At 57.0% G+C, this 26,575-nt stretch carries 23 protein-coding genes; 4 read left to right on the forward strand and 19 right to left on the reverse strand.

From position 1 onward, the window contains the following. Positions 1-6: 6 nt before the first annotated feature. From ABR39_RS03510 to ABR39_RS03595, 17 genes are all read right to left on the reverse strand, one after another. On the reverse strand, positions 7-1,005 hold the full coding sequence (locus tag ABR39_RS03510) for a hypothetical protein (RefSeq protein ID WP_047345792.1): 999 nt from the start codon (positions 1,003-1,005) through the stop codon (positions 7-9). Between the two features lie 16 nt (positions 1,006-1,021). Further along, entirely contained in the window at positions 1,022-1,819 is a 798-nt protein-coding gene (locus tag ABR39_RS03515; protein ID WP_047345793.1) for a PP2C family protein-serine/threonine phosphatase, read from the reverse strand. Continuing rightward, positions 1,816-3,582: a type VI secretion system-associated FHA domain protein TagH gene (gene tagH, locus ABR39_RS03520; protein WP_047345794.1), complete on the reverse strand. Its 1,767-nt coding sequence runs from the start codon at positions 3,580-3,582 to the stop codon at positions 1,816-1,818. Before tagH ends, ABR39_RS03515 begins: the two co-directional genes overlap by 4 nt. Positions 3,583-3,693: 111 nt before the next feature. Continuing rightward, entirely contained in the window at positions 3,694-4,092 is a 399-nt protein-coding gene (locus tag ABR39_RS03525; RefSeq protein WP_047345795.1) for a hypothetical protein, read from the reverse strand. A 1-nt stretch (position 4,093) separates the two neighbouring features. Beyond that, a complete protein-coding gene (locus ABR39_RS03530; protein WP_047345796.1) occupies positions 4,094-5,083 on the reverse strand; it encodes a hypothetical protein in 990 nt (329 codons plus the stop codon). Positions 5,084-5,133: 50 nt separating this feature from the next. Then, on the reverse strand, positions 5,134-5,487 hold the full coding sequence (locus tag ABR39_RS03535; protein ID WP_047345797.1) for a T6SS amidase immunity protein Tai4 family protein: 354 nt from the start codon (positions 5,485-5,487) through the stop codon (positions 5,134-5,136). A gap of 139 nt (positions 5,488-5,626) precedes the next feature. Continuing rightward, a complete protein-coding gene (locus ABR39_RS03540) occupies positions 5,627-6,109 on the reverse strand; it encodes an Hcp family type VI secretion system effector (protein ID WP_014884229.1) in 483 nt (160 codons plus the stop codon). Between the two features lie 180 nt (positions 6,110-6,289). Next, positions 6,290-6,679: a T6SS amidase immunity protein Tai4 family protein gene (locus tag ABR39_RS03545; RefSeq protein WP_047346082.1), complete on the reverse strand. Its 390-nt coding sequence runs from the start codon at positions 6,677-6,679 to the stop codon at positions 6,290-6,292. 367 nt (positions 6,680-7,046) lie between these two features. Next, a complete protein-coding gene (gene tssC / locus ABR39_RS03555) occupies positions 7,047-8,546 on the reverse strand; it encodes a type VI secretion system contractile sheath large subunit (protein WP_028018712.1) in 1,500 nt (499 codons plus the stop codon). Between the two features lie 3 nt (positions 8,547-8,549). Beyond that, the gene (gene tssB, locus ABR39_RS03560; protein ID WP_008502644.1) at positions 8,550-9,074 is read right to left on the reverse strand and encodes a type VI secretion system contractile sheath small subunit; all 525 of its coding nucleotides are present in this window, start codon (positions 9,072-9,074) and stop codon (positions 8,550-8,552) included. A gap of 75 nt (positions 9,075-9,149) precedes the next feature. Continuing rightward, positions 9,150-10,166, reverse strand: coding sequence for a type VI secretion system protein TssA (gene tssA, locus ABR39_RS03565; protein WP_047345799.1), 1,017 nt, complete (start codon positions 10,164-10,166; stop codon positions 9,150-9,152). 11 nt (positions 10,167-10,177) lie between these two features. Continuing rightward, on the reverse strand, positions 10,178-10,894 hold the full coding sequence (gene tagF, locus ABR39_RS03570) for a type VI secretion system-associated protein TagF (RefSeq protein WP_047345800.1): 717 nt from the start codon (positions 10,892-10,894) through the stop codon (positions 10,178-10,180). Positions 10,895-10,910: 16 nt separating this feature from the next. Beyond that, positions 10,911-14,531 (reverse strand): type VI secretion system membrane subunit TssM, encoded by a 3,621-nt coding sequence (gene tssM, locus ABR39_RS03575; RefSeq protein ID WP_047345801.1) that lies wholly within the window; start codon positions 14,529-14,531, stop codon positions 10,911-10,913. Between the two features lie 2 nt (positions 14,532-14,533). Further along, a complete protein-coding gene (locus ABR39_RS03580; protein ID WP_023336032.1) occupies positions 14,534-15,772 on the reverse strand; it encodes a DotU family type VI secretion system protein in 1,239 nt (412 codons plus the stop codon). A 17-nt stretch (positions 15,773-15,789) separates the two neighbouring features. Further along, a complete protein-coding gene (gene tssK / locus ABR39_RS03585; RefSeq protein WP_047345802.1) occupies positions 15,790-17,133 on the reverse strand; it encodes a type VI secretion system baseplate subunit TssK in 1,344 nt (447 codons plus the stop codon). Between the two features lie 28 nt (positions 17,134-17,161). Next, complete coding sequence (tssJ, locus tag ABR39_RS03590) at positions 17,162-17,665, reverse strand: type VI secretion system lipoprotein TssJ (RefSeq protein ID WP_047345803.1); 504 nt, start codon at positions 17,663-17,665, stop codon at positions 17,162-17,164. Positions 17,666-17,688: 23 nt separating this feature from the next. After that, entirely contained in the window at positions 17,689-18,183 is a 495-nt protein-coding gene (locus ABR39_RS03595) for a hypothetical protein (protein WP_047345804.1), read from the reverse strand. A gap of 1,001 nt (positions 18,184-19,184) precedes the next feature. Here ABR39_RS03595 and ABR39_RS03600 point away from each other — a divergent pair. Both ABR39_RS03600 and ABR39_RS03605 read left to right on the forward strand, forming a co-directional pair. After that, the gene (locus ABR39_RS03600; RefSeq protein ID WP_047345805.1) at positions 19,185-21,473 is read left to right on the forward strand and encodes an FdhF/YdeP family oxidoreductase; all 2,289 of its coding nucleotides are present in this window, start codon (positions 19,185-19,187) and stop codon (positions 21,471-21,473) included. A gap of 22 nt (positions 21,474-21,495) precedes the next feature. Continuing rightward, positions 21,496-22,392, forward strand: coding sequence for a LysR family transcriptional regulator (locus ABR39_RS03605; protein WP_047345806.1), 897 nt, complete (start codon positions 21,496-21,498; stop codon positions 22,390-22,392). On the opposite strand, the gene ABR39_RS03610 is transcribed toward ABR39_RS03605, so the two are convergent. Continuing rightward, on the reverse strand, positions 22,371-23,129 hold the full coding sequence (locus tag ABR39_RS03610; RefSeq protein WP_047345807.1) for a phosphate/phosphite/phosphonate ABC transporter substrate-binding protein: 759 nt from the start codon (positions 23,127-23,129) through the stop codon (positions 22,371-22,373). The two genes, ABR39_RS03605 and ABR39_RS03610, sit on opposite strands and share 22 nt — an antisense overlap. Continuing rightward, complete coding sequence (locus ABR39_RS03615) at positions 23,122-24,093, reverse strand: fatty acid desaturase (RefSeq protein WP_047346083.1); 972 nt, start codon at positions 24,091-24,093, stop codon at positions 23,122-23,124. Before ABR39_RS03615 ends, ABR39_RS03610 begins: the two co-directional genes overlap by 8 nt. 149 nt (positions 24,094-24,242) lie before the next feature. Between ABR39_RS03615 and ABR39_RS03620 the strand changes: the two genes are divergently transcribed. Beyond that, positions 24,243-25,223, forward strand: coding sequence for a GlxA family transcriptional regulator (locus ABR39_RS03620; protein WP_047345808.1), 981 nt, complete (start codon positions 24,243-24,245; stop codon positions 25,221-25,223). A gap of 79 nt (positions 25,224-25,302) precedes the next feature. Next, positions 25,303-26,313 carry a type I glyceraldehyde-3-phosphate dehydrogenase gene (gene gap, locus ABR39_RS03625; RefSeq protein WP_047345809.1) on the forward strand — a complete coding sequence of 337 codons (1,011 nt, stop codon included), beginning with the start codon at positions 25,303-25,305 and terminating at the stop codon, positions 26,311-26,313. The last annotated feature ends 262 nt before the right edge of the window (positions 26,314-26,575 follow it).

Consider the following 26,575-nt stretch of genomic DNA (forward strand, 5'->3'; position numbering starts at 1 on the left):
CACTCCTTAATTCGCCGCGCGCCATGCGCCGATTGCCGGATCGCGCAGCTGCGGGCGCAGGGTGTCAATCAGAACGATATTCAGCGGGGTGCCGGGTGCAACCCAGGCGCCCCACGTTTTTTTCACCGCGGCGATACGCGCCTGCAGTTTGGCATCATCGCTGGCTGTTTCACGCGAAATTTCTACCGCCACCGTGCCGTTGCTCTTCCAGCTGTTGAGGGTGGGATCGTAAGGCAGGATCATCCAGCTCTGGTCGCTGTTCGGGGTGCTGAATACCATGCGCTCTTTGTTAACGGAGGTGATCAGCGCGTTTTCCGGGTCGGCGCTTTGGTTCAGCCCCGCCACCGGGAAGCCATGAATGTAGGTCACCGCCATCTCTTTCTGCCCGCCGTTGCGGGACTGAGAAATGACGGTGTGTCCGCTCAGCCAGCTGCCGTTACCGCAGCGGGTGGTGTCAGAATCCGGAATGAAGAGCGCCGGTGCGGAAGCGCCGCCTTCCCAGAAGGTGCGCAGGTGGCAGCCGTCCTGAAGGGTAAACTCCTGCCACGGCGTGCGGTCGGCGGCAACGGTATTGGCTGCCACGTTCTGGTCTGGCGGCAGTAACGCGCCGCTGGCTGTGGTCGCGGTCGGGGTTGCGGCGGGCTCGGCCTGCGCCTGTTTCACCACCAGCGCCCACTCCTGCGCTTTGCCTGCCGTGCCCTGTGCCAGCGTCGTCCCCGCCGGATCGTTAAGCGTCCAGCTGAGCTTATTCACTTTGCTGCACTGGTGTTCCAGCAGTGAGCCAAGACGCGGCACAAAGTTTTCCAGCACGGAGACGTCTTTCTTGCCGTTCGCCACAATACGCAGCGCCACCTCTGGCTTACACCAGCTTTGTGGGGTGTTGTCTTTGATGTTGTCGATCCAGATATCCAGCTTCTGCGCAGGAGACTGCACGATGCGGAAATTTTCAGCCTGCGCGGTGGAGGTCACCGCCAGAATTGCCAAACCCGATAGCCAAAGTTTCATATCGTTCCTTGTGTGTCTAATCAGTTCCGCAGGGAAGAAATTGTGCTGCATCAGAGAGGGTATGCAGCAAAGTGGTGTCCTGAGGGTTGCCCATCCATACCGCCAGGGCAGTATAGTTATCCTGAGCGTTCCCCTCCTGTTCGCCATTCTTTTGAATGATTTGGTTCATTAAGGTCAGCCACTCCTGCGGCGTATTGACCATATGCAGCGACTGCTTCATTTGCTCTTCGCTGACGCCGTGCCAGAAGCCGTCGGTGCAGAGTAAGAACGCATCGCCGTCTTCGACCTGCACCACGTCGCTGTAGCTGGCTTCTGGCCCACCGTTTTCAATCCCCAGCGCCAGATACAGCAGGTTGCTGTTCAGGTTGTCGGTCTGGTGCCCGGCATCCTTCATCTGCTGTACCAGGCTATGGTCGGTGGTGACGTGCCACAGCCATCCCCGGCGGAACAGGTACAGACGGCTGTCACCCGCGTGCGCCCAGTAGGCCAGGCCGTAATCCCGGTCAATGAACAGGCTGACCAGCGTCGTGCCCATCCGACGATAGTCCTGAACGGCCTGCTGTTCACTCAGAATGGTGCGATTCGCGGTCTGCACGTAGTCGCGAATATGCTGCGCATTAAGATGTTTGTCGCCATCGAAGCGGGAGATAATGCTGTTGCGGGCCAGTTCAGCGGCAACCTCACCGCCCGGCAGGCCGGCAATGCCGTCGCAGACGACAAAGCAGGCTGAACGTTCCCCGATGTTTTCTCCCGTCTGATCCTGGTTGCTGGCGCGCGTCCCCTGTCGGGAGAGAGAAGCCGTTGCGATATTCATTTGTCTTCCGATCCGCTCTGTGAGTCTTTGTACTGATTCACCTCCATGTCATACGCATGAAGGAAGGCTTCGCCAAACAGGGTGTGGAAGTCATCTTCAATCTCGCCGGCCGTCTCACCGTAGCTGCGAACAAAATAGTCCCACAGGGCGGCTTTGCGGCTTCCCGGCAGCGCCAGACGAGAGGTCATCCCGTTCTGCTTCGCCTGCTCTTCGAGCTGTTCCGGGTTAAAGGACTGGAGCATCGCGGCAATAATGGCGCGGATACCGGAGATCATACCCAGCTGGTGCGCCTGCAGATCGATCAGCGCGTCGCGCACGGATTTGGTCGGCGGCATAAAGCCCGGCATCGGCGTGCCGAACATCTGGATGAGGACGGTTTTCCCGGTCGGCAACAGCTTGAACGGGTTGTTGGCATCGTCCAGCACCATGGTCATATCGGCTTTTACGCCGCGTTTGAGGATGGAGCGTGACGAAAGCAGCGCCACGGTCCCCTGGGAGAACATGCCCAGGATCTGGCCCAGCTGACGCATATTTTCACGGTCAAACTGCGGAACCGGCTGCATTTCGCTCAGGCCCATGCCTTCCAGCAGCGCCTCCAGCAGCTCGCCCTGCAGCACGTCGCCCTTCTCACCGCTGTTCGCCGTGGCGGTTGGGGAGGCGGCGTTATTGACCGGGTCAATGCGCAGACGGCCCTTAGGCGTCTGAGCGCTACTGCGCGCAACGGCCTGCGGCGTAGGCATGGTGAAACCTACGTAATCCGGACGCGCGGGCTCTTCTTCAGCGCGCGGGGCTTCCGGCGGCTCAGGGGCGAACAGCGGGGAAGCGGCAAGCACGTCCTCCTCCTGCGCTGGCGCAGGCTCCGTTTTCGGCTCCGGCTTTTCATCGGCAATGTCGTCCGGATGGGTCAACGGCGCGCCGCCCATCAGCCCAAGCGGGTCGTCATTACGCGCGGCGGGTGCGCTGGCCTTACCACCAAACAGGGCCAGCGGGTCGAGCTCATCCGCTGCCTCTTCTTCTGGCTGCACGGGAGTTGTCTCGCTCGGCGGCACCAGCGTTGACGGCGTGACGTCGTCAAAAATACTCTCTTTTTTGAACAGCGCCTCATCGCTGAACAGCGTGTCCGGGTCGTCATTCTTACGCTCAAGCTTCGGATCGCTGTCGTTAAACATCGCCAGCGGATCTTCGGCGTTACGCTCCGGCGCCGAGGGCTGGGTGAAGGGATCGTGCGATGCAGCGGGCTGCGGCTTTGTGCGGTTGCTGGAGATGCTGTCGGAGATAGAGAACTCCTGCATCAGGCTATCCCAGATTTCCGTTGGCACGGCTGTCGGCTCGCTCTTCCCGCGCGGGGCTGCGCTTGCCGGTTTCGGCTGCTGAGCGGGCGCTAGCGCTGCTGGACGAGCCTGCTGCTGCATGCTGGCCGCCATGCGGCTCACCGGCTGCGTGTCGTGGATAAGCTCGGTCACTTCGATGCGGTATTCATCAATTCCGAGAATGTCGCCATCCTGCAGCTCAACCTGACGTCCCCGCTCCAGCGGAATGTCATTTAATACCACGCGGGTGACGCTGCCACGGTTGGTGACGCGGCATTCACCCTGGGCGTCAACGTGAACAATGGCCTGCAGACGCGAGATGGTGCGGTCATTGTCCGGCAATACCAGATTGTTATCCGTACCGCGCCCAATGGTGCCGCCCGGGGCGTAAAAATCACAGCTGCTCTGCGGCGGCTGATGACCGGGTTTCGTAGAAATAATCGTGAATCGCATGGCGTATTCCTGCTGGTATGATTAGCGCTCAAACGCTGCCGCTCTCGGGGATGAAAACGGCGGCGTTTGGGATCAACCCCAAAAAGCATTATTTAAGTCTTCAATGTATAATTAAATTTCATTAACACCTGTTAGTATTAAAAGCAGTACAAACAAAGCCGTGGCAATTTTAACCTTTCTGTTATATGAATTAATCCAGGATAATTCGAAGTTAGATAAAACATTGTTGCAAGATTGAGGTTCAAGCCAGCGTGATTCCGTTAACTTTATACGCTTGCCTCGCATAAGCCTTGATAAAATTGTGGTACGAAAACCAAACCCCCAAAACCCAATATTTTCCCAGGGCTGACAATCCTCTTCCTTGAGCAAATCTTTCTGAATTAGCAATTCATAGATTTTATCAACCTGACCGGTATGTTTCCGGTAATCAATATAGAACGTTAGCACAAGGATTATAAAAACGACAAAAACACAAATAATAAAAGCAGAGTACATATTATCAGCAATCACACTATTCTCCGCTAAATATTAAATTATTCATTTGTTCTCCTACAAATCCTCCAACTTTCGTTCCCCCGGCGGCCCCCACTGCGCCGACGACCAGACCACAAACGAGGGTACCTGTTCCCGCTGTTGGAACGCCTAATGCAAGACAAACAGGAGCCGCAAGTGAGGAGCCTAAGGCTGCACCAGCAACGCCGCCCCCAAATTTGCTATATTCGCTTACTGCAACTTTGCCACATTCATGTTCTCGACCAAGAGTGCATGCATGATAGACTTCGTTAGTCGTATTCGCAAAAGAAAAACCTAACGCAACCCATCCACCTGCTTTCATATAAGCTGTAATTCTGGACGCCCGGTCGATATAGGTTGAGTACCCTGGAATCGCACCAATACCAACCGTACTCCATTCATGAACAATTGATTTTGTGGAAAGTCCTAATGCTCTTTTAAGATCCGCATAATCTCTAAATTTGAGCTGTTTTTTCGTTAGTTTGTTTAATAGCGGCTTGAGTTGTGCAAGGAGGGCATTACGTTCTGCATAAAACTGCTGCCCAATAAGAGCGCCTTGTGTTCGATACTGATTTTGATATGTCTTTTCAATTTTAATCAAAATGCTTTCAATTTGTTTAAAGTAAGACTCCCCCGCACTACTTGCATTTCCTACTAAGGTATCCCCCCATGCAGTTATGGCGGCAATATTATCAAAATTATTCTTTAAAAATTCAGCGGTAGAGCCATCAATAGTTGCAAGCGCGTTGTTTACTTTCTGTTTTGCAATAGCTAACCCATTAATCTGATGTGATTGATTATCATTATGTGGATCTGCAACAATTAATATCTGTCCAGGTTTGACCCAAGCTGTATCTTTGTTCAACTGCATGAAATACTCGGATTTTTCATTGCGTGAACTACCAAACAGTTGTCTTGCCTGAAAATCCAGCGTACCCGGTTGCTGTACTACACAGTAGCCCGGAGCAACCTTTGATTGATTTGCCATGAAAGAACTCCCTGTATCTCAACTAAAACGCATATTTAAACGGTGAAATGCTATTTTTGGGCTTTCAGCGAACGAATCGCGTCGCTATTGACGATTAAGCTGCACTTCAAAACCTGATAACCAATTGGTGCGGTACCGCCCGGCTTCGCGATGAGTAATTTATCAATAACCTTGTCTGCTGTTTCGAAATTCCCGGCAGGCTGATTGCTTGCTTCTAGCCATGCGGCAGCGCTGGCCATCGCATCATCTTTCAGACTCTTGCTATCCGCAATCTTGCCGATGCATCGATTTTGCACCCAGTTTTCAAATATCTGTTGCTCAGAGAAACTCGTCAAGTCCGGGAGCGTTTGCGCATACGCACCACTGACAATTGATGCCAAAAAAGGCATCAGCAAACATTTCATTTCAGGTTCCGGTGTCATGTGCCGGGTGGCGCTACGCTTACCCGGCCTACAATCGACAATAATATCAAACCATTACGTCATTAATGTAGGGGAAGAACAGACAGAAAATCTGGAGTGAGCCCTTTCGGGCTCACTACTATTACGCTTCTTTGTTCTCTTTGATGTTCCAGCCAGCGCTGCTTTCAGCACCTTTACCACCGGCAGTGGTCTGCTCCCAGTACTGCTGTTTCACTTTCGCAGCCTGGAATGCATAGGTCACACCAACGGTATCGCCGTTGTCTGCACCGGTGTACTGAACAGAAGTGACCAGCACATCTTCCAGCGTGATGCGGGTATATTCCACCTGCTGGCCGCCGGCTTTACAGACGGACAACTCAACTTTGGTCAGGTGTTTACCGCTGGCGCAGTGTTTCAGGATTGCTGTGGTGGATTTGTCGATCAGGGCGTTTACGTGCAGATCGTTAAAGTTAACTTTACCGGCACCGCCGCCACCGCCAACGCTCATATTACCCGGCTGGGAAGCGCCCCAGGAGAAGGAGGTAATATCAGTCCAGCCGGTGTGGTTAGAATCTTTAGATTCGCCAGTAACACCCTCGACCTTCAGAAACATATCAATAGCCATAATATCTACTCTTCGTGGATGAACAATATTGCTTTCGAAAAAGCACTTATATGGCAAACAGGAAAGCATGGGGCTGAATAAAACCGTCCATATTTTACCTCTGCCTCACATCAAATGACCCGTGTCATTTGACAGTCTTACATTCCCCCTGAATGAACGGAAAGAATGTGAAGTCTTTTACTACTGCGGGTTATCCTGAATCCAGGTACGATCAGGATCGCCAATGATGACTTGCGGAACCAGTTTGTTCAGTTCGTCGCTATGATAAAGACGTAAACAGTTTAAGGTTACGCCTTTGACATCGGGTTTTCGCTCTGAATGAAAACCGTTAATTTGATTTTTATATTTTCCAATGAGGGCATTCACTTTATCAGTTCCATTTTCGGCATCAAAAGGTATCCACTCAATAAATGCACTCGCACTGCGGGCCGCATCAGCAGAAAACTGGCTGCCTTTATCTGCCACCTGCGCGAGACAGCGCGCCAGAACTAAATCTTTTAAAACCTGCCGGTATGTTTGCTGATGATAAAAATCAGGATAGTTATTTCCGGCACACACATAAAAAGTCATAAACGCGAGGAAAAATAAGAAATGTTTCAACTTATATCCTTTGCCCCAGGCCCCGCAGCGCCTCAACCCACTTAAAATACTAGATTTTCTCTTTCCATTTCTCTGCGACAATGTATATGCCTATCGCTAATGAATTAAGGCCAGCACATAAGAACCCATGCATTGCAATTCGCGGGACATCTTCCGGCCAGCTAAAGATAAAAAGATAGTAGCTGGATACCGTCACAAACAGCATGAATGAAATTATTAGCAACGTATAAATGGTTAAATAGCTGATGAATTTCCGTATTAACGCTTTCACAGTCAAATTCATTAGCTATCTCGTATTCCCCGAAAAGTTGCCGGCCCAATGGGCCGGCAATCATCATCACGCGTCTTTCGTCTTCAGCGACGGCAGTTTTGAAACCAGACGCAGGGAAACGGTCAGACCTTCCAGCTGGTAGTGTGGACGCAGGAAGAACTTCGCGGCGTAGTAGCCCGGGTTGTCTTCAATTTCCTGCACCTGCACTTCCGCAGCCGCCAGCGGTTTGCGGGACTTGGTTTCCTGAGAGGAGTTAGCCGGGTCACCGTCCACGTAGTTCATTACCCAGTCGTTCAGCCAGCGTTCCATCTCTTCGCGCTCGCGGAAGGAGCCGATTTTGTCGCGCACGATACACTTCAGGTAGTGGGCAAAGCGGCAGCAGGCGAACAGGTACGGCAGACGGGAGGCCAGGCGTGCGTTAGCGGTCGCATCCGGGTCGTGGTACTCCGCCGGTTTTTGCAGAGACTGCGCGCCGATGAAGGCGGCAAAGTCAGAGTTTTTGCGGTGAACCAGCGGCATAAAGCCGTTTTTCGCCAGCTCGGCTTCACGACGGTCGCTGATGGCGATCTCGGTTGGGCACTTCATGTCCACGCCGCCGTCGTCGCTCGGGAAGGTGTGGCACGGCAGGTTTTCTACCGCCCCGCCGGACTCCACGCCGCGAATCGAGGTGCACCAGCCGTATTCTTTAAAGGAGCGGTTGATGTTGGCGGCCATCGCATAGGCGGCGTTCGCCCAGGAGTAGCTGTTGTGGTTCGCGCCGTCGGTCTGCTCTTCAAAGTCAAAGCTGTCGACCGGGTTCGTGCGAATGCCATACGGCAGGCGCGACAGGAAGCGCGGCATCACCAGACCGAGATAGCGGGCATCTTCGGATTCACGCAGTGAACGCCAGGCCGCGTATTCGGTGTTCTGGAAGATCTTGGTCAGGTCGCGCGGGTTAGCCAGCTCCTGCCAGGACTCCATCTGCATCACGCCCGGTGCGGTACCGGTGATAAACGGACAGTGTGCCGCAGAACCGATGCGCGCCATTTCACCCAGCAGCTCAACGTCCTGCGGGCTGTGGTCGAAGTAGTAGTCGCCGACGATGCAGCCAAACGGCTCGCCACCGAACTGACCGTACTCCTGCTCGTAGATCTTCTTGAAGATCGGGCTCTGATCCCAGCCCACGCCCTTGTAGCGCTTCAGGGTACGGCCCAGCTCCTGCTTGGAGATGCTCATAAAGCGGATCTTCAGCATCTCGTCAGTTTCAGTGTTGTTCACCAGGTAGCTCAGGCCGCGCCAGGCGCTCTCCAGCTTCTGAAACTCGTCGTGGTGAATAATCTGGTTGACCTGCTGCGACAGCTGCTCATCGATACCCGCAATCAGGTTCTGAATGGTGCGGTAGGTATCGTTTGAGAAGGTGACGGTATTTTCCAGCGCCTGCTGCGCCAGGGTTTTCACCGCGCTTTCTACGGCGGAGCGCGCCTGGTCGGTTTTCGGGCGGAACTCTTTGTTCAGCAGCGCGCTGAATTCATCCTGGCTGAACGCCTGACCCGCCTGCTGCTCATGTTGTTGAGTCTGGTTGCTCATCGATTATTCCTCGCTACCTTTCGCGCTTTCGTCATTTTTCGGCAACTGGCTCAGGGATTTGAGCAGCGTCGGATCCTGCAGAATTTTAGCGATCAGCTCTTCCGCACCGTTTTTGCCGTCCATGTAGGTCAGCAGGTTGGAGAGCTGAGTACGCGCTTCCAGCAGCTTGTTCAGCGGCTCTACCTTGCGGGCCACCGCATCCGGCAGGAAGTCGTCCATGCTGTCGAAGGTCAGATCGACGTTGAGCTTGCCTTCGCCGGTCAGGGTGTTATCCACCTGGAACGCCACGCGCGGCTTCAGCGCCTTCATGCGTTCGTCAAAGTTGTCGATGTCGATTTCGAGGAACTTACGCTCATCCACGGCCGGCAGGTTTTCCACCGGTTTGCCGACCAGATCGGCCATGACGCCCATCACGAACGGCAGCTGAATTTTACGTTCTGCACCGTAGATCTCTACGTCGTACTCGATCTGCACGCGGGGGGCACGGTTACGTGCGATGAATTTCTGCCCACTGTTACTCATTGCCATGATGTTCTCCATCAAAGATGCGCGGTGAAGGTGAAACGGCAGGCTCCATGCCTGTCGTCATAATGCCTGGACGCGTTATTCGCGGCGTCCAAAGATGTTTTCCAGTTGGTTAACGCCGTCTGGCGCCAGGTCGCGAATAATGTCCATAAAGTTAAGTTCTGACAGCCGCTGCACCCGTTCAATCATCAGCGGCGCGGGGTGGCTCGGTTCGTACTGTGCAAAATACTGCTTCGCTTTTTCCAGCATCAGCTGGGCGTCGGCGCGGCTGGTGACCTGCACGCTGCGCCAGTCGGTGACCTGCTGAACGGGTTGCGCTGCCGCAGGCTGCGGCTCGGCGTGCTGTTCAGCCTGCGCCTCCCGGTTCGGCAGGAGCTTGCTGATGTCGGTCACCTGACAGGCGCTGGCAACCAGTCCAACGGTTTTCAAAAGCTGCTCCATCTCCGGCACCCCGCTTTCGCCGAGATAGCCGGTGAGCAGATCGCGAATCGCCAGCAGGCGTTCGTTAATGACGATAACCGCTGCGGTTCCCGGCTGGTCGCCGCGGGCCAGCTCGTCAATCAGCCGTGGACGGCCGCCGGGATAGTCCGGGCATTCCGTCTTACTGCCGTCCAGCAGTGCCTGGGCATCCCGGAGCGAAATTTCATCCCCGTTCGAGCGGAGCAGCGAGGCGTTGCGTACCGCGACGGTGAGGTCAGATTTATCGCTCAGCCCGGCGAGGGCGTTGATGCGGTAGAACGGATCGGTTTCGCCATACTCTTCCAGCAGCGGGTAGAGTTGCTCCCAGTAACGGGTCAGGGCTTCCTGCACCAGTAACAGCCCGTCTGCATAGCCCGCGAGTCCACGGCGACGTGTCCAGGCATGGGTTAATGCCAGCAGGACGCGAAGATCTTTGGTGCGGGTCAGCAGGCTGGTAGCGAATTTTTCTACCGTGTTCCAGTCAGCGGGCTCTGCCGGAATAATGGTGTCGCCAAACTGTTGTTCCGCTTTCCCCTGACTTGCCTGATTCATGATCTGGAAATCAGCATCATACTCCAGGTTTTCGCCACAGGGTTTGTCGGGGCTTATTGGCGCGAGAAATTCTTCGATATTCATAAGATCCCTGCTTATTCAAACATAGGCGGATAAAGACCGTGACGGCCCGGGCGAGCGCCTCCTGCCGGATCGAACAGCAGGGTGAAAAGCTGCCCGGTAAAATTACCGCTGTGAACGTGGGTGTACAGCGGGTAGCCGTCGCAGCGGTTGGTCCACCAGTAGCTGGTCTGACGAAGCGGGTCAAAACACTCTGCCGCCTGAGGCCAGCCCAGCGTGCTTTGGCCGTCCTCGTCATAGCCAATCACATCAAGGATATCGGAACGCTTTTGCGGCTCGACGGGCTGAGGGGCCGGAATGGACATCAGCATCTCGTCCAGCTGCGAGGCGGAAAAACTGTTGCGCACCGCGTGCAGCCCCAGGCGTCCAAGCTGCTGATACCAGCTCTCGGCCTGACTGAGCAGATTAGTCGACCACTCTGACGGGGCGAAGCTCAGTTGCAGGCAAACCGGGTACTGTCGGCCAACGCTGTCGCGGCCGGGCAGCAGGCAGCCCATCTGGATCATCTGGCTGCCCAGCATAGGCGGTACAACAAAATTCCAGACCGGCGCTTTGTGGAACTGTCGCTCGCCGCTGCGCAGCTCTTCCTGCTGCCAGGCCAGCAGACCAACCTGGAACCAGTGGGACCACTGGCGCTGTAAGGTGTCAGGAAAGCGGCGCTGCAAAAAATCTCCGGCGCTGGGTAATTTGCCATACCAGCTGTAGCGGTTCATCGCAGGGGTATTCGTCATACGGCTGTCCTTGCGGTTATGGGCATGAGAAACGAGGAAGCTGGAACGGGTTGCGAATGCTGTTTGGCGCAAACTCCAGCGTGACCTGATGTCCGTCAACGTTGAAGGTGGCCTGACGGCTCAGGCTCCCCGCGCCCGGGCTGGTGCTCGCTTTATCGAAGAAGCGGTTCAGCGCCCAGGCACCGTTCGTCACCAGCGTCGCCGTGCTGCCGTTCGCCAGCCCCAGTTGCATACGGACCTGGTTGGTGCCGCCCGGCCCCGGCCAGTTCATGATCTGCACGGCCTGCGGGCCGTGGCTGTAGCGCAGCAGCTGGCCGTCAACGTCCAGCGTCAGGTTCAGAATGGTGTTATCCATCCGCACGGTGCGTACCGTCACCTTGAAAGACGGCGTGGTTGCGCCGTTGGCAAAGAAGGCGTCGCGAATGGACTGGGCCTGCTGGAACGGTCTCAGCAGCCCTTCGCTTCCCGGCAGCGTTTTACCGTCGATGCCCGGCATAAAGCGCCAGTTTGCCTGCGTGGTATCCACTTTATTGGTCAGGTTGTCGCGGAAGAAGGCGTCCATCAGCCCGGTGCCGGGGGCAAACATGCGCGCGAGATCGTCAGGGGTGACCTCGGTGCTGGCGCTGCGCACCAGCGGGTAGCGACCGGCAATCGCCTGGCGACAGAACCCGCCCACTTCAACGTTGATGCGCTTACGCACGTTTTCCAGGTCACGGCGCTGGGTATCGCTGCTGGCGCCCACCGCCATATTGCTGAACATGGTTTGCAGCCCGCCCGGCAGACGACCGGCGCTGGCCTGCAGGCGGCTTATCGCCTCGCCGCCCGGCGCCGGCATGCCGCTGTTGGCGGCGTCCTGCACGGCGGTCAGATAACGGTAAAGCTCGTCCACCTGCTTGAGAAAATCGTCAAATACGATGGTCTTCCCGCCCTTCTCCAGCGGCTGCGCCAGCTCAATCATCGGCGCATAGTGGTCGGTCACCAGCTGCTCCGGCGCCTGCGTGACCACGGCAGCCTGCGTCGGGGCATTGTCATTATTGCTGAACAGCGCTTCCAGCGTACGGGTGGCGCGGTTGCTCTGATCCTGCGCTTTACCCGCATCTTCTGGCGCGGGCGCATTGCGCGACAGCGTCAGCACCTGGCTCAGGTTCTGCACCAGACGGCGCAGCGGCGAGTTTGCGCCCGAAAGCAGGCGCGCGGTGTTGATGCGCTGGGAAAGGTCGGCGCTGTTGTTCAGCTGAATGTCGGCGAGAAAGCGATCCCAGTTAGCGATAAAGTCGCGCATGTAGAGCTGGCGCACGGCGTTATCGATCTGCTGTTTATCTTCCTGCGTCGTGGCGGCCCCCAGCACCCAGGCGTCGTCCTCGTGCAGGGCGGTGGTGACGCTGTCAATCTGGCCGTTAAAGCTTTTCCAGTAGCCGTCCGGCGTATAGAGCCCCGGCACGCCTTCGCTCACCGGCTTGCCGCTTTTGCGTGAAAACACCAGCTCGCTCTGCGGTCCGCCCAGGTCGGAAAGGGAGACCGGCTTCAGGTTTTCATCATGCTCCAGCAGGCGCTTGAGACGACCGTACACCCGCGTGGAGAGCGGCTGCTGGTTGATCATCGCCCTTTCGCGCGCAACCAGGGATTCATCCTGCGCGTACGGGGAGGCCTGAATCTTCGGCTCCAGCAGCTGCGTCAGGTGCCATTCGAGCTCTTGCAGCTGCGCCTTCGTGACGTTCTGCGGCAGGTTACGCTGCAGGTTGAGCATCACCCACGAGTGCAGGAATTTGCCGTCATAGTGCTTCGGCTGATACAGCATCTGATAGGCTTTCAGCGCTTCATAGCTGTATTCCACATCGCTGCCGTTGTCGTTGCGGAGCCATGTGGTAATGTGCATGGCGACGGCGGGCAACAGCATCTGATCCAGCGCTTTCTGGTACAGAGACTGGGAAGCATCGCTGACGTCATCCCCACGATAAAGCCCCATACGGCGGGAAACGGGCGGATCGTTCACGTCAAACGCGTCGCTTTTCGGCAGGTCTACCAGACCGTTCAGCAGCGGCAGCAGATCGAACAGGTCACGCTGGGTCTGGCTCTGCAGCGCTTTGCTCTGCTGGTCCAGCAGCGGCACCTTCGCATCCACCTCTTCCAGATAGGCCTTGTTTTTGGCATAGCTGGTCAGCCACAGCCCGCCCAGAATCACCAGCAGGGCCAGCAGCGCCGCGTAGCCGGACCAGATCACGGCCCGGTTGCGCAGTTCCCACCAGCGGTTTTCTCCGGCGATCCCGGCTTCCTGGAAAATGACGTTTTGCAGCAGGTTCTTAATGAAGAAGCTCTGGCCTTTCGCCCCCGGGATAGGGGCCTCTTTGCTGACCGAATCCCAGCGATCCGCCTCCGCCCCTTCCGGCAGCGACAGCGCACGGTTCAGTTCGCCCATCACGCGGTCGAACGGCATGCCTTCCTGCGTGCCGCTGGCGAAGTAGATCCCGCGCGGGGAGAATTCGGTTTCGAAGTTGGAGCGGGCGAAGACCGTGCTCAGGTAATCCGCCAGCAGCGGACGCAGCGCGGCGAACTCCTGTGGGAAGAGATACGCTTCGGCACGGGCTTTCGCGTCGTGCTCTTTCAGCATCGTTTCCGGTAGCCCGGCATCGAGGCGCTGCTGTAAAAGCGAAAACTCCTGCTGGAAGTTGCCCATCAGGTCGTAGTCGGCGTGTTTGGTTTGTTCCCACGGCAGCGTAAAGCCCCAGATCTGGTCGCGCTGCGCTTTGTCGTAGTCGGCAAACCAGGCGCGGAAGCCTTTAAGCAGGTCGGCCTTGGTCACCATCACGTACACCGGGAAGCGGATGCCCAGCTGTTCATGCAGCTCGGACAGACGCTGACGCAGATTCACCGCCTGCTGGCGGGACGCCTCGGCAGACTGGGTAAGCAGGTCAGAAATGCTGATGGTAATGATGACGCCGTTGATCGGCTGGCGGCGGCGATACTTGCGCAGCAGGTTGATAAACTCCAGCCATTCGCCGGCGTCCTGCACCTGCTCGCTCTCCTGCGTGGTGTAGCGCCCTGCCGTGTCCAGCAGCACCGCCTCGTTGGTGAACCACCAGTCGCAGTTGCGCGTGCCGCCGATGCCCCGCAGCGCGGTCTTACCGAAACGATCCGCCAGCGGGAACTGCAGCCCGGAGTTGACCAGCGCCGTGGTTTTACCCGAGCCCGGCGCGCCGATAATGACGTACCACGGCAGCTGATAGAGATATTGCGTGCTGAAGCGCTGGGTCCACTGGGCACCCTGTCCCGCTTTGCTGAAGTGCGCTTTTTTCAGCATTTGCGCGGCTTCATCAAAGCGGCTGGCGAGGATCTGCTCCTCGCTGTTCAGCCGCTTCTGCGGATCCGCCGCTTCCGGGCTGGCGGTGTTCTCTTTGAGCTTGTCCATCAGCTTGCGGTTCAGCCAGGCATTGTACAGCCGCGGCAGAATGTGGCCCTGCGCCCAGAGCAGATAGACCACGGCGATGCTGATTATGCGGTTCTGTTCGGACTCAAGCGGCCGGGTGTCCACGATGGACAACAGGGGACCAATCATCCAGATCACCGCCGCCAGCGCCGTTACGCCGAGGAAGCTCCACAGAATGCGGTTGGTCAAAATGGAAAGAAGTGTAGTCAGCATCCTTAGTTTCCTTGCGGCAATCCGTTCAGCTCGGCCTGCGTATTTTCAGGCGACACCAGCAGAGTAATTTCCACACGGCGGTTACGGGCGCGGTTTTCCGGCGTCGTGTTCGGCGCCACCGGGTTAATCTCGCCCCGCCCTTCCGCCTTCACGCGGCCAGGCTGAGAGAGGCTTCCCTGCAGCATTTTCTGTACGGAGCGGGCACGTTCCAGAGAGAGCTCATAGTTAGAGGCAAAGCGCGCGCTGCGGATCGGCACGTTGTCGCTGTAGCCCACCACCAGAATTTTGCCGCTGACGTTATTCATCGCCTGCGCAATGCGGTTGATCACCGGCTCATAGCGGTCACGCACCACGGTAGAGGCTGAGGCAAACAGCCCGTCACCCTTCAGGATAACGACGCTGCGATCCGCTTCGTCTTTCACCGCGACGAGGCCCGCCTCGATTTCCGGTTTCAGGAAGCCGCGCAGGTTCAGCACCGCCGGTAGCTGACGAGCCGGCTGCTGAATAGTGGTTTCCGGCAGCTGGGACTGGTAAATCTTCGCCAGCACCGGGCTGGTGTTATCGCCAAGACGCCAGTTAAGCACGATATAAAACAGACAGGCGATAAACCCGGCCAGCGCCACGCAGGCCCACAGGGGAACCATCGGCCGCCAGAGCTTGCGCAGCACCGGACGATCTTCAGGATGGGGTGAAAGCGGCGGCGGGTAGCTGCCGCGCACGCCGCGGATCATCTGCCACAGACGCTGCTTGATGGTCTCAAGCTGGGTGCGGCCATTGTCCAGCACCCGATAGCGCCCTTCGAATCCAAGCAGCAGACAGTAGTTGATCATCTCCAGCAGCAGGATATGTTCGCGCGGGTTCTGCGACAGGCGCGCCAGCAGCTGGAAAAACTTCTCGCCGCCCCAGGTTTCGTTATGGAACGTCACCAGCAGGCCATTGCTTGACCAGACGCCGCTGCTGCCCCAGGGGGTGAGCGCGGCGGCTTCATCAAGCGCCGTACACAGGCAGTAACGCGCCCCGACGATCACCTCATAAGGCAGCCCCGCCTGCTGGCAGCGGACTTCGAAACGGCGGATCTCATCGATCAGACGCTGGCGTAGCGCCACCTGATCGTCATGCGACACCGAATGACGGATCTGCGGGATCGCATTGAGCAGCGGATTGGCGGCCGCCACCAGCTGATTGTTGCTACTGGCTCCGGTAAACCCGGCATCACTGCCGGTGTCCTGTCGTTCCTGCATATTAAGCGCTCGCTTTATTATTCTGTCGGGCTACGGATGGCCCAAAACTCCATATCCAGCCCCGGGAATTCCCCAGCAAGATGCAGGGCGAATGCGCCGGACTTATCCATCTCGTGCCACAGCTCGCTGCCCTTCTCGAGCTCGAAGTAGCTGTAGCCGGCGTGCCACGGGATCTGCGGCGGCGCGACCGGCATGGCGCGCAGCATAATGCCCGGCAGCTGCAGCTGGACCAGATCGCGAATTTTCGACACCGGCGCGACCTTCATCTGCGCCGGGAAATGGGTTTGCAGGTGTTCGCCCGGCACATTGGCTTTGACCGCCAGCACGAAGCCAAACTCGCGTACCATGCTGGTTTCCGGCACCGTGGCGATGTTCAGGCCGTGAGAGCGCTCGTTGAGCGGCAGCTGAATCGCGTGGTCTTCCATCACCAGCGACAGTCCCTGGCGCAGCATCAGCATCAGCTTGCTAAAGCAGTTTGCCAGATCGTCATGATCGTAAATCGGCAGCACGCTTTCAGCGGTGCGTTGCGACGTCCAGGTGGCGAGCTCGGTGGCAAACGGCAGCCAGCTGCGCCAGAGCGTTTCCGGATGCAGCAGCGGGAGGGTTTTTAAATGAGACACCTCGCCCAGATGACGGTTAACCAGCGACAGCAGCGTAAACTCGATCATTTCAGAGGTGTTAAAGCGGCCAGGCTGGCGCAGGCGGCCGCCAATCTGCTGGCTGCGCTGCACCAGTAAGCCGTGCAGATCGTTGATCATGCTGTAGATCTGCGGGCTGTTATTGGCGTTCAGCATCGGCGGGATGTAGCTGTTATCAAGTCGCACGTGGTTGTCGTTGCGTTTCTCAGCCACAAACGCCACGCCGATGGCGGTCCATTCGGCCGTGAGGTCTTTTTCCAGCATCAGGGTCAGACGCAGGCGGCCAAACTGGACGGTGGCGTCCCCCACCGACATGGCGTTATCGTCTTCCACCTCTTGCTCAAACGCGATAAAGCGCGCCAGCGAGGCCGGCTCTTCGCTGAAAATCACCTCTTCTCTCTCGCCGCGGCGAACCGGCAGCGCGAGCACCACCTTTTCATTGGTGAGGTTGTCAGGAATTTTCAGCGGCACAGGACCGTTGCGCCCGTTACGGACCTGGAAAAAGGTGCCGTCCGGCAGCAATCCGCTGCAGTAGCTCAGGGCAATGCATCCCTGGCGAAGCATCGCTTCATCCAGTTCAACGTCCAGAAAGCCCCAGAGATAAGAGCGCTGCAGCGCACCCCATTCACGAACATGGTTGAGCAGATAACTTTCAGTCCGCTGAAAATGGTGTGGACGCAGGAACATGCCTTCGGTCCAGACGACCTTTTCTGCTTTGGTCATGATGATGTGTTTCCTGTTATGAAGCGCGTTACTGGCTGATGACCCGAATGCCGTTCACGTCGAGGAAGACGTTGGCCTGAAGTTCATCTGCGGACCATTTCCAGAACTGGTAGATATGATTTTCGCCAGGCACGGGCAGAGGGAGAGAAACGCGCCATTTTTTGCCATCCAGCATCTGATATTCCGCCATCACGCCGATGTAGCGCGCCTCCGGAGAGCTTTGCCCGCTGAGGGTTTTCGACAGCTGTCCCGGCATCAGGAAGAACACATCGCTGTTCAGCAGATTCGCGCCAAGCGTGGCTGACGCGTTGTTCTGCAGGGAGTAGAAGTCGCTGGACATGAAATCCGCATCGGATTTCAGCAACAGTACCCGGACCTTAAGCGGCGCAGATTCATTAATTTGTGGATGAGCCTGAAACTGCAGATTGTAGCGGGAGGGGTCGCTGTGTGAAGACGACGTACAACCACCAACAAGGGCGAAAATCACCGCGTAAAAGAATAACCACAGCTTATGAAAATTTTTATTATTCATAAAAATGCGCTCATGAAAGCCGTTTAGTTCAGGATCCAGGTACCGTTAGCGCTGTCTTTGCAGGCTTTGCTGTTGCCGTCGACATCAACGCAAGTCGCTTTTTTACGCGCCTTAGGACGAATGGCCTGCTTACGCACGGTGGCTTCGTACTGATCGGCCTTGATAACGGCGCGCATCGGGACGTAACCAATCAGCTGCTCGTTGCCTTCATCGGCAAGGGCCATCCAGTAGTGTTCAACCTGCCCCAGCACCACATACGTTTTTCCGGTCTCGAGGTTGCGGATAACTTTACCGCCAAAGTCAGGACGGCTCATCAGGGAGGCCGGATACATGGCACGATACGGCTCGTTGACCGGCGTGAACTCCGTCGGCGGCGTAACGGCGTGGCGGTGGGTTAAGGTTACGCCGTTGACCTGGCTGGTCTCGATCGTATCGTCGTTGATCACAGGTTTCTGCGGCGCTTTACAGCCCGCCACCGCCATTACAAACAGAAGTGAAAACAGTACGCGCATTTTCATATGCTTTTCCGTAGCGATATTTCGATGATGGAGATAAGGGGATGAAGTTTGACTTAAGTGCTATTGTTAAAATAGCCAGGATATTTTCAGGGCGTTACTATTTTAAGGGCATAGCTACCGCACGAGCCCTCCAGAATAAGGCCCAGCGTCTTCCTGACATATTTTGACAAACGGTAAACAAGTTTACATGAGCTTCATATCAATTCAATATTTACCGCTGCGTAACTGATGGTAAATGAAGCAGTCGGAAGATTATAGGATTAATCTGAGAAAAAAGCTCAACGCGGCCTGCATCCTCTTATTTCCCCGCCTCAGCTTGACGTAACTTCTTGTTTTATAGATTAAAAAACCAAAAGAGAACCACTTTCATTAACGCAATGTCGCTATTATCGCCACTACCATAATTAGTAGAATTCGCGGATTGGTGATGTCAGAAGATTATATCAACGATGAATTATTTGTTGCACTAACAGGGTATCTTTAATATTCGTCGTGATTCATCGCCAAAATGAGATTATTTCACTTAATGCAGCACGGCGTTAATTTCACGCCTCAAAATAACTTTATATTTCACGTTGTGATAATTACCCACCAGGACATAAATTATATCCATTAATCATTAAGCCTGAGTAAACATTCCTGTCACTCTCGCGTTGCCTAATGCGCCAGATCGCCTGCCAGGCGCGGATATTTTCTTTTTCACCGCGCGAAAGCTTCATTCGAAGTTTAACGGGTACTACATTTTCCTGCGCTCGCCACCATCTATCCCACCTACCGGGTGATAGATAAGATTTATTATTAAAATGATAAAATTTCGTTATAATTTCTTTAAATTTTTATGCGGCATAGCTGATAAATTACTGTAATAAAAAGAATTTAAGATATGGCATTTTGCCGTACCGGATGCGCACAGACACCCGGCCGTCATTGCTGTCGCTTATTGTCTTCTTCAGTGATTTATTGGCTTAGTCGCCGTAAGACCGAACAAATCAGGAGTTGGTATGAACAGTAAAAGACGCTCAGTGCCCGGTATCAGACACTATGATGGTCCTGCCGGCGGCTGGGGCGCGTTAAAAGCCACGGCCATTGCGGTACGTACCCAGATGGATACCTTTGATGCCCCCGCGACGCTGCTGCGCACCAATCAACCTGACGGTTTTGACTGCCCGGGCTGCGCGTGGCCAGATAAAGAACACAAATCCACGTTCCAGTTCTGCGAGAACGGCGCCAAAGCGGTGACGTGGGAAGCCACCAGCAAACGCGTGACTCCCGCGTTTCTGGCGGAAAACAGCGTCTCCTCGCTGCTCGCAAAATCGGACTTTGAACTGGAAGGTTACGGTCGGCTGACGCATCCCCTGCGCTATGACCGCGACAGCGATACCTTCCAGCCCGTCGAATGGGACGAGGCGTTTCAGCGCATCGGCGAGGTGTTGCGCGGGCTCGAACCGGACCAGGTTGAGTTCTATACCTCCGGGCGTGCCTCTAACGAAGCCGCGTATCTGTTCCAGCTGTTCGCCCGCGAATACGGCACCAATAACTTCCCCGACTGCTCGAATATGTGTCATGAAGCCACCAGCGTCGGTTTGCCGCGTTCGATTGGTATCGGCAAAGGCACCGTCTCGCTGGACGACTTCGACAAAACCGAGCTTGTGATCTCCATCGGTCACAACCCCGGCACCAACCATCCGCGAATGATGGGTACCCTGCACGAGCTGGCGCGTCGCAATGTACCGATCATCGTCTTTAACCCGCTGCGCGAGCGCGCCCTGGAACGCTTCGCCGATCCCCAAAGCGTGATTGAAATGGCGACCTACGGCTCCACGGATATCGCTTCGACCTATTACCAGGTGAAGGCCGGGGGCGATGCCGCCGCGCTGAAAGGCATCGCTAAACATCTCCTGGAGATGGAGACCGAACGCGGTGACGTGCTCGACCACGCGTTTATTGCGGCGCACACCCAGGGCTTTGCGGACTTTGCCGCCGATATCGCGCAAACCCGCTGGGACGATATCGAGCGCGAGTCGGGCCTGAGCCAGGCGGCGCTCAAAAAGGTCGCAGAAGCCTATGCGAAATCGAAGGCCACCATCATTACCTACGGGATGGGGATTACCCAGCACAATAAAGGCACGGCAAACGTGCGGCTGATCGCTGACGTGCTGCTGCTGCGCGGGAATATCGGCAAGCCCGGCGCGGGTATTTGCCCGCTGCGCGGCCACTCAAACGTGCAGGGAAACCGCACCGTCGGGATTAGCGAGAAACCCACGCCGGCCTTCCTGAACCGTCTGAAGGAGGTGTTCGGCTTTGAGCCGCCGTCTCACCACGGACACGACGCGGTACAGGCGACGCAGGCGATGATCGACGGCCGGGCGAAAGCGCTTATCTGCCTCGGCGGCAATTTTGCGGTGGCGATGCCCGATCATGAACGCGGTTTTCCGGCGATGGGATCCCTCGAACTGAGCGTCCACGTTGGCACCAAGCTGAACCGCACGCATCTGCTGGTAGGCAAAGAGACCTTTATATTTCCGTGTCTCGGCCGTACCGAACTGGATATCCAGGCTACCGGCCGTCAGTCCATCACCGTCGAAGACTCCATGTCGATGGTGCATGCCTCTTCCGGCAAGCTGAAGCCCGCCTCCCCGCTGCTCCGTTCAGAGCCCGCTATCGTCGCCGGCATGGCGAAAGCCACCCTGCCCGCCACCCGCGTGGACTGGTTAACGCTGGTTGAGGATTACGACAGAATCCGCGATCTGATCGAGCAGACCATTCAGGGCTTTGAGAACTATAATGCGCGGATCCGCGTTCCCGGCGGCTTTCGGATGCCGCTGCCGCCAACGCAGCGTATCTGGCCGACGGCGACGGGAAAAGCGATGTTCTCGGTATTCGACGGCGTTCACGAGAACGCCAGCGGTGAAGGCGAACATGTTCTGCGCCTGATCACGCTGCGCAGCCACGACCAGTACAACACCACCATTTACGCCCTGGACGACCGCTACCGTGGCGTGTTTGGCCGCCGCGACGTGCTGTTTATGAACGAAGACGACATGGCGCAGTCAGGACTGGAGCACGGCGACCGCGTGGATATTGAAACCGCCCTGCCCGGTAGCGCGCAGCGTCTGGAAGACATCACCGTGGTGGCCTACAGCATCGCCCCGGGCTCTGTCGGCGCCTACTACCCCGAGGCCAACGTGCTGGTACCGCTCGACTATCTGGATAAGGACAGCGGAACGCCGTCCTATAAATCCGTTCCGGTTCGCATCACCCTGCGCTCAAAAGAGATCCGCATGCTGTAAGGCTGTTCGCGCGGAGAAAACGATGGATATAAAACAGTTAAAATACTTAATCGCACTCGACCAGACCCGGCACTTTGGTAAAGCGGCCTCGCAGTGCAACATCACCCAGCCGACCCTCTCCATGCGCATCCGCAGCCTGGAAGAGGAGCTGGGACTGGTACTGATTGTGCGCGGGCAGCGCTTTGAAGGGTTTACGCCGGAGGGTGAGCGCATCCTCGCGTGGGCCCGCGCCCTGCTGGCCGCACACGACGGGTTACAGGCGGAAGCCGCGCTGTGTAAAGGCCAGGTGGTGGGTGAATTACGGCTGGGGATGGTGCCGCTGGCGAGCGTGGACCCGATGATCTTTATTCGTCTGCTGACGCAAAAATACCCGGAGCTGACCTACAGCCTCTATTCCATGTCCTCAGCGCAGATTGCCGACGGCGTCAGCCGCAACCAGCTCGAACTGGGGATTTGCTACCTTAACAGCATCGACACCAGCCTGTTCGACGTTATCCAGTTGCCCAAAACGAAGATGGGGCTGCTGCACGACATCCGCCACTTCCAGCTACGCCAGGAGAGTTTGACCTGGCACGATCTGATGGATTTTCCGCTGGGGTTCCTGACCAAAGGGATGCACTACCGGGCGCATATGGAGGCCAGCTTTAACGCGGCCGGTATCGAACCGACGTCCGTTTTTGAAAGCGACTCCACGTTCCAGATCATTCAGGCGGTTCAGAGCGGCGTGTGCTGCGCCGTGATGCCGCTGAATAACGGGCTGGAAGATCTGAACGGTCATTTCCGGATAGTCCCCATCGCCGACGCGAATATTGAGGCCCCCGTTGGCCTGATTATGCGCAGGCAAAAACCCGTCTCCTCGCTGGCGCTGCGCTGTTTTACCGACGCGCAGGAGGTTTTTCATTCGCGCAATGAGGCATAAGCCTGACGCGTCACCGCGCTAAAACCGCCGATGAGCACCGCGTCGCAAACGTCCCGGTGTTCTTGCGCATTCACCAGCGCGCGTAGCGCATCGCGAATGGCGCTCAGCGTTTCAGTCGAGGTGTTGCGCGAGGTGATGAGCGGCAGCCCTGGCGTCAGGGGGGTGTGGTCGATGACCGCCAGCCCGGCAAGCCGCTCCGGCTCGTGACGCTGCAGCAGCGCCCAGGTAACACAGTCGATGGCCGCGATATCCCCTGCCCCGCGTTTGATATCAATCAGCGACTGCCGATGGCTGCCGCTAAAGGACGTTTGCGCGAAAAACGGACCGTCAGCGGTCAGGGGAGCCACTTTTTTTCGCAGCGCACGGTAGCCGGACTGCGAGTCCGGGGAATTACAGACCGCCCGGCGTCCGCGAAAATCAGCCAGCGTGAGATGCCGATCCTCCTCGCGCACCGCCAGAACGCTGCGGTAGTGTATCCCTTCGCAGCCCGGTGCCGTGTAGTGAAAACAGCCAACCACCTGCACGTCCGGGAGCTGCGTGACCAGCGGATAGCCGCAGGCCTGGCTGAGGATAAGCCCAGGCTGCTGCCAGTGGGTCAGCAGATCGGACTCCGGCCAGCCGGGATCGCGATCGACGGTCACACCGCGCGCGGCCAGCAAACCCTTTACCGCCAGCCAGAGCGCGCGCGTGTCGGTGCTATCCACGGCGTACATGGGAAACGCCAGCAGGTTACTCATACCCTTCCCCTTGTTGCACTCCGGGATGAACGGTGACGTCGACGGGCCTGGTCCAGAACTGGCGCAGCCATTCACCGTAGCCCCTGACGAGAAAACCGTGGTTTCGCTCCCGGTACGCCTCCTGGTTTTGCAGGTAGATCGCCCGCAGCCCGTACCAGGGAACGCCCGGCAAATCATGATGTACTGAATGGTAGTTGAGATTCAAAAACAGCACCCGCCAGAAGAGCCCCGCCTCGTTAATGACGGAGCGCGCGAGCGGGTCATCCGCCGCGCGATGTTCAAAAAACGATCGGACTTTAGTGAGCGCCAGCGCCGGATAGCTTACCGCCAGCACAAACCAGACGGGTGAAAAACCGACGCGCGTCATCCAGACGAAAAGTGCCGCCAGCAGCACACCGTGCACCAGCCACATCGCCATTGCCCGCAGGTGAAGATGGCGAAACGCCGCCGCGGCGCTGCCCAGCGTCTGAAGAATATCGAGCAGCGGCGCCAGCATCAAACGACCGGCGAAGGTGTTCCGGGCGCGGATCGCGCGCTTCTGCCACGGGGTAAAGCGCGCCCAGCTCTCGTCGGTAAAATAGTAGGACTCCGGGTCATCCACCGGATGGGTCAGGCTGTCGTACCGATGATGGGCCAGATGGGAATCCCGGTACAGGCCGTACGGATACCAGACCGCCAGCGGGAGCGTGCCAAATAGCTGGTTGAGCCAGGCAAAACGCGTGGGGTGTCCGTGGATCAGCTCATGCTGCAGGGACATGTACCAGGCGGTAAACCCGATAAGCAGCAGCGTGGCGGGCAGCAGGCCGAGCGTTTGCCAGAACGCCAGCGTGCCAAACCAGCCAGCATAAATGGTCATAATTAACAGCCATGTGGGCAGTTCGCTTCGCCACAGGAATCCCGATGCGAGATGGTGGATTTGATTGCGTTGTTGCGGATGCAAATAGAGGGAGTTTCGTTTACCCATTCCTTCAGACGCCGTTTCGCCAGAGACAGAGCCCTGACGATCGGGGATTACGCCTGAAATAACAAACAACTTAAATCGCTTTGCTTTGCCAGAAACGTAGTGGTCGCCCGCCACTTGACTTATTCTGTAATAAAGGTACTTTTCAGGACATGAAAAAGATCCTGATTATCGTTCCCGACGGCGGCATGCTGTTTGAAGCCGCCGGTATCGCCGACATTCTGATGCAGGCCAACCGGCTGCACCCGGAAGGGCTTGCCCATCCCCGCTACCGGATTATCATCGCCACGACCCAGCCTCACCAGGTGATCCACGGTCAGTCCGGCCTGAATCTGCTGGCGGATTACCGTCTGCCGGAGCTAGATCCGCGCGAACCGCTGGATACCATAATCATTACCGGACGCGGCATGAACGAGCAGGAGAGCACCGCGGTGGTGGACTGGCTGCACCTTGCTGCGCCGCACGCCCGGCGGGTCGCCTCAATATGCGGCGGCGCGATGCTGCTGGCCCAGAGCGGTTTGCTTGACGGTCGTCGCGCGACTACCCACTGGCGGCTGCTGGAGACAATGCAGGCTCAGTATCCGTCGATCAGGGTCGAAGGCGGTCCGCTGTATATTCAGGACGGTCCCATCTGGACCTCCGGCGGCGTGAGTTCAGGGTTTGATCTGACCCTGGCGCTGGTGGAGGACGACTACGGATTTACCCTCGCCCGCGACGTGGCGCAGGATATGGTGATGTATCTGCGCCGCCCCGGGGGACAGCTGCAGTTTAGCCGCTACAGCCTGCAGCAGCCCGGCACATCGGGCCCGATAAGCGAGCTGCAGGCCTGGATGCTGCAAAACCTCACCGCCGACCTGTGCGTGGAAAATCTGGCCGAAAAAGCGGCGATGAGCCCGCGCAATTTCACCCGCGTATTTACCCGTGAAACCGGCGTCTCTCCTGCCCGCTACGTGACCGAAGCGCGTCTGGCCGCAGCCCGCCAGCTGCTTGAGCAGACCAGCGATTCCCTGGAGCGCATTGCCGGGCAAAGCGGGTTTGGCACCAGTATTAACCTGCGGCGCGTGTTCGAGAAACAGCTCCACCTCACCCCGGGCGAATATCGCCAGCGCTTTCACTGCCGGAAAATGGCGTAATCTGATCCTTTTTTGTCATTTACGCCATTGCGCCTGACGCCTACAGTAACTCCAGACAACGAAAGATAAGGAGTGCACCATGGTTAAGGTCGGTATTAACGGTTTCGGCCGTATCGGACGTAATTTCCTGCGCGCGGCGCTGGGTAACCCGGATCTGCAGATTGTGGCCATTAACGATCTGACGGACAGCAAAACCCTCGCCCATCTGCTGAAACATGACTCCCTGCTGGGCAAACTGCCCGCGCCCGTTGAAGCAACCGACGGCGCGCTGCAGGTAGACGGGCAGCGTATCGCCGTCTTTAGCGAACGCGATCCGGCGAATATTCCGTGGCGCGATGTCGGTGCTGACGTGGTGATTGAAGCCACCGGGTTCTTTACCGAACGGGAAAAAGCGGCAGTGCATATTACCCACGGCGGCGCTAAGCGCGTCATCATTTCCGCTCCCGGGAAGAACGACGACCTGACGATTGTGATGGGCGTCAATCACGAGCAGTACGATCCCGCCCGCCACGCGGTGGTCAGTAACGGGAGCTGCACCACGAACGGTCTGGCACCGGCTGCTCAGGTGCTGCATCAGCAGTTCGGGATTGATCATGGTCTGATGAACACGACCCACGCCTACACCAACAGCCAGGCGCTACACGACCAGCCGGAGAAAGATCTGCGCGGCGCGCGCGCGGCGGCGCTGTCGATTGTGCCTTACTCCAGCGGCGCGGCAAAAGCGCTGGGGAAAGTGATCCCCTCCCTGGACGGCAAACTGACCGGGTATTCCCTGCGCGTGCCGGTTCCGGTGGTGTCGGTTGTGGATTTAACGGTGACGCTGAGCCGCAACGTGACCGCCGAAGAGGTGAACGACGCGTTCCGTCACGCTGCCGCCAGCGGGCCATTGAAAGGCATTCTGGGGTATAGCGATGAGCCGCTGGTCTCCAGCGATTACCAGGGCGACCCGCGCTCCTCGATTATTGACGGGCTTTCCACGCTGGTGATTGGCGGGAACATGGTGAAGATCCTGGCGTGGTATGACAACGAGTGGGGATTCTCAAACCGCCTGGTGGATTTGGCGGTATTTATGGATAAGAAAGGGCTGTAAGTCTTACTTCAATGCCGGGTGGCGCTTGCGCTTACCCGGCCTATAAATTATGTCATTATTCAAAATATCTCTCCCCCCTCGCAGAATTAATAAATTAGGATAATCCTAAGTCTATTCAACAGCTGCTAATTCATCACATCAATTATAAAAAAACACCCATTAACTTAGAAAATAGGTCAGTGGATATTCTTTATTTTACTTTTAAAAATGCGAGTGCGATCGCTGTCCCCATGCGACAACATAGCCCATGATAAACTCTGTA

It is taken from the genome of Enterobacter genomosp. O (assembly GCF_001022965.1).
Taxonomy (GTDB): domain Bacteria; phylum Pseudomonadota; class Gammaproteobacteria; order Enterobacterales; family Enterobacteriaceae; genus Enterobacter; species Enterobacter cloacae_L.

What these genes read in the sequence shown, in the direction of transcription:
- ABR39_RS03545 (WP_047346082.1), bottom strand. Translation starts at nt 6,679, where the DNA reads ATGACTTTTTATGTGTGTGCCGGAAATAACTATCCTGATTTTTATCAT.
- tagH (WP_047345794.1), bottom strand. Translation starts at nt 3,582, where the DNA reads ATGCGATTCACGATTATTTCTACGAAACCCGGTCATCAGCCGCCGCAG.
- gap (WP_047345809.1), top strand. Translation starts at nt 25,303, where the DNA reads ATGGTTAAGGTCGGTATTAACGGTTTCGGCCGTATCGGACGTAATTTC.
- ABR39_RS03620 (WP_047345808.1), top strand. Translation starts at nt 24,243, where the DNA reads ATGAAAAAGATCCTGATTATCGTTCCCGACGGCGGCATGCTGTTTGAA.
- ABR39_RS03600 (WP_047345805.1), top strand. Translation starts at nt 19,185, where the DNA reads ATGAACAGTAAAAGACGCTCAGTGCCCGGTATCAGACACTATGATGGT.
- tssK (WP_047345802.1), bottom strand. Translation starts at nt 17,133, where the DNA reads ATGACCAAAGCAGAAAAGGTCGTCTGGACCGAAGGCATGTTCCTGCGT.
- ABR39_RS03595 (WP_047345804.1), bottom strand. Translation starts at nt 18,183, where the DNA reads ATGAAAATGCGCGTACTGTTTTCACTTCTGTTTGTAATGGCGGTGGCG.
- ABR39_RS03610 (WP_047345807.1), bottom strand. Translation starts at nt 23,129, where the DNA reads ATGAGTAACCTGCTGGCGTTTCCCATGTACGCCGTGGATAGCACCGAC.
- ABR39_RS03615 (WP_047346083.1), bottom strand. Translation starts at nt 24,093, where the DNA reads ATGGGTAAACGAAACTCCCTCTATTTGCATCCGCAACAACGCAATCAA.
- ABR39_RS03580 (WP_023336032.1), bottom strand. Translation starts at nt 15,772, where the DNA reads ATGCAGGAACGACAGGACACCGGCAGTGATGCCGGGTTTACCGGAGCC.
- ABR39_RS03605 (WP_047345806.1), top strand. Translation starts at nt 21,496, where the DNA reads ATGGATATAAAACAGTTAAAATACTTAATCGCACTCGACCAGACCCGG.
- tssJ (WP_047345803.1), bottom strand. Translation starts at nt 17,665, where the DNA reads ATGAATAATAAAAATTTTCATAAGCTGTGGTTATTCTTTTACGCGGTG.
- tssC (WP_028018712.1), bottom strand. Translation starts at nt 8,546, where the DNA reads ATGAGCAACCAGACTCAACAACATGAGCAGCAGGCGGGTCAGGCGTTC.
- ABR39_RS03515 (WP_047345793.1), bottom strand. Translation starts at nt 1,819, where the DNA reads ATGAATATCGCAACGGCTTCTCTCTCCCGACAGGGGACGCGCGCCAGC.
- ABR39_RS03535 (WP_047345797.1), bottom strand. Translation starts at nt 5,487, where the DNA reads ATGAAATGTTTGCTGATGCCTTTTTTGGCATCAATTGTCAGTGGTGCG.
- tssA (WP_047345799.1), bottom strand. Translation starts at nt 10,166, where the DNA reads ATGAATATCGAAGAATTTCTCGCGCCAATAAGCCCCGACAAACCCTGT.
- ABR39_RS03510 (WP_047345792.1), bottom strand. Translation starts at nt 1,005, where the DNA reads ATGAAACTTTGGCTATCGGGTTTGGCAATTCTGGCGGTGACCTCCACC.
- ABR39_RS03530 (WP_047345796.1), bottom strand. Translation starts at nt 5,083, where the DNA reads ATGGCAAATCAATCAAAGGTTGCTCCGGGCTACTGTGTAGTACAGCAA.
- ABR39_RS03540 (WP_014884229.1), bottom strand. Translation starts at nt 6,109, where the DNA reads ATGGCTATTGATATGTTTCTGAAGGTCGAGGGTGTTACTGGCGAATCT.
- tssB (WP_008502644.1), bottom strand. Translation starts at nt 9,074, where the DNA reads ATGGCAATGAGTAACAGTGGGCAGAAATTCATCGCACGTAACCGTGCC.
- tssM (WP_047345801.1), bottom strand. Translation starts at nt 14,531, where the DNA reads ATGCTGACTACACTTCTTTCCATTTTGACCAACCGCATTCTGTGGAGC.
- tagF (WP_047345800.1), bottom strand. Translation starts at nt 10,894, where the DNA reads ATGACGAATACCCCTGCGATGAACCGCTACAGCTGGTATGGCAAATTA.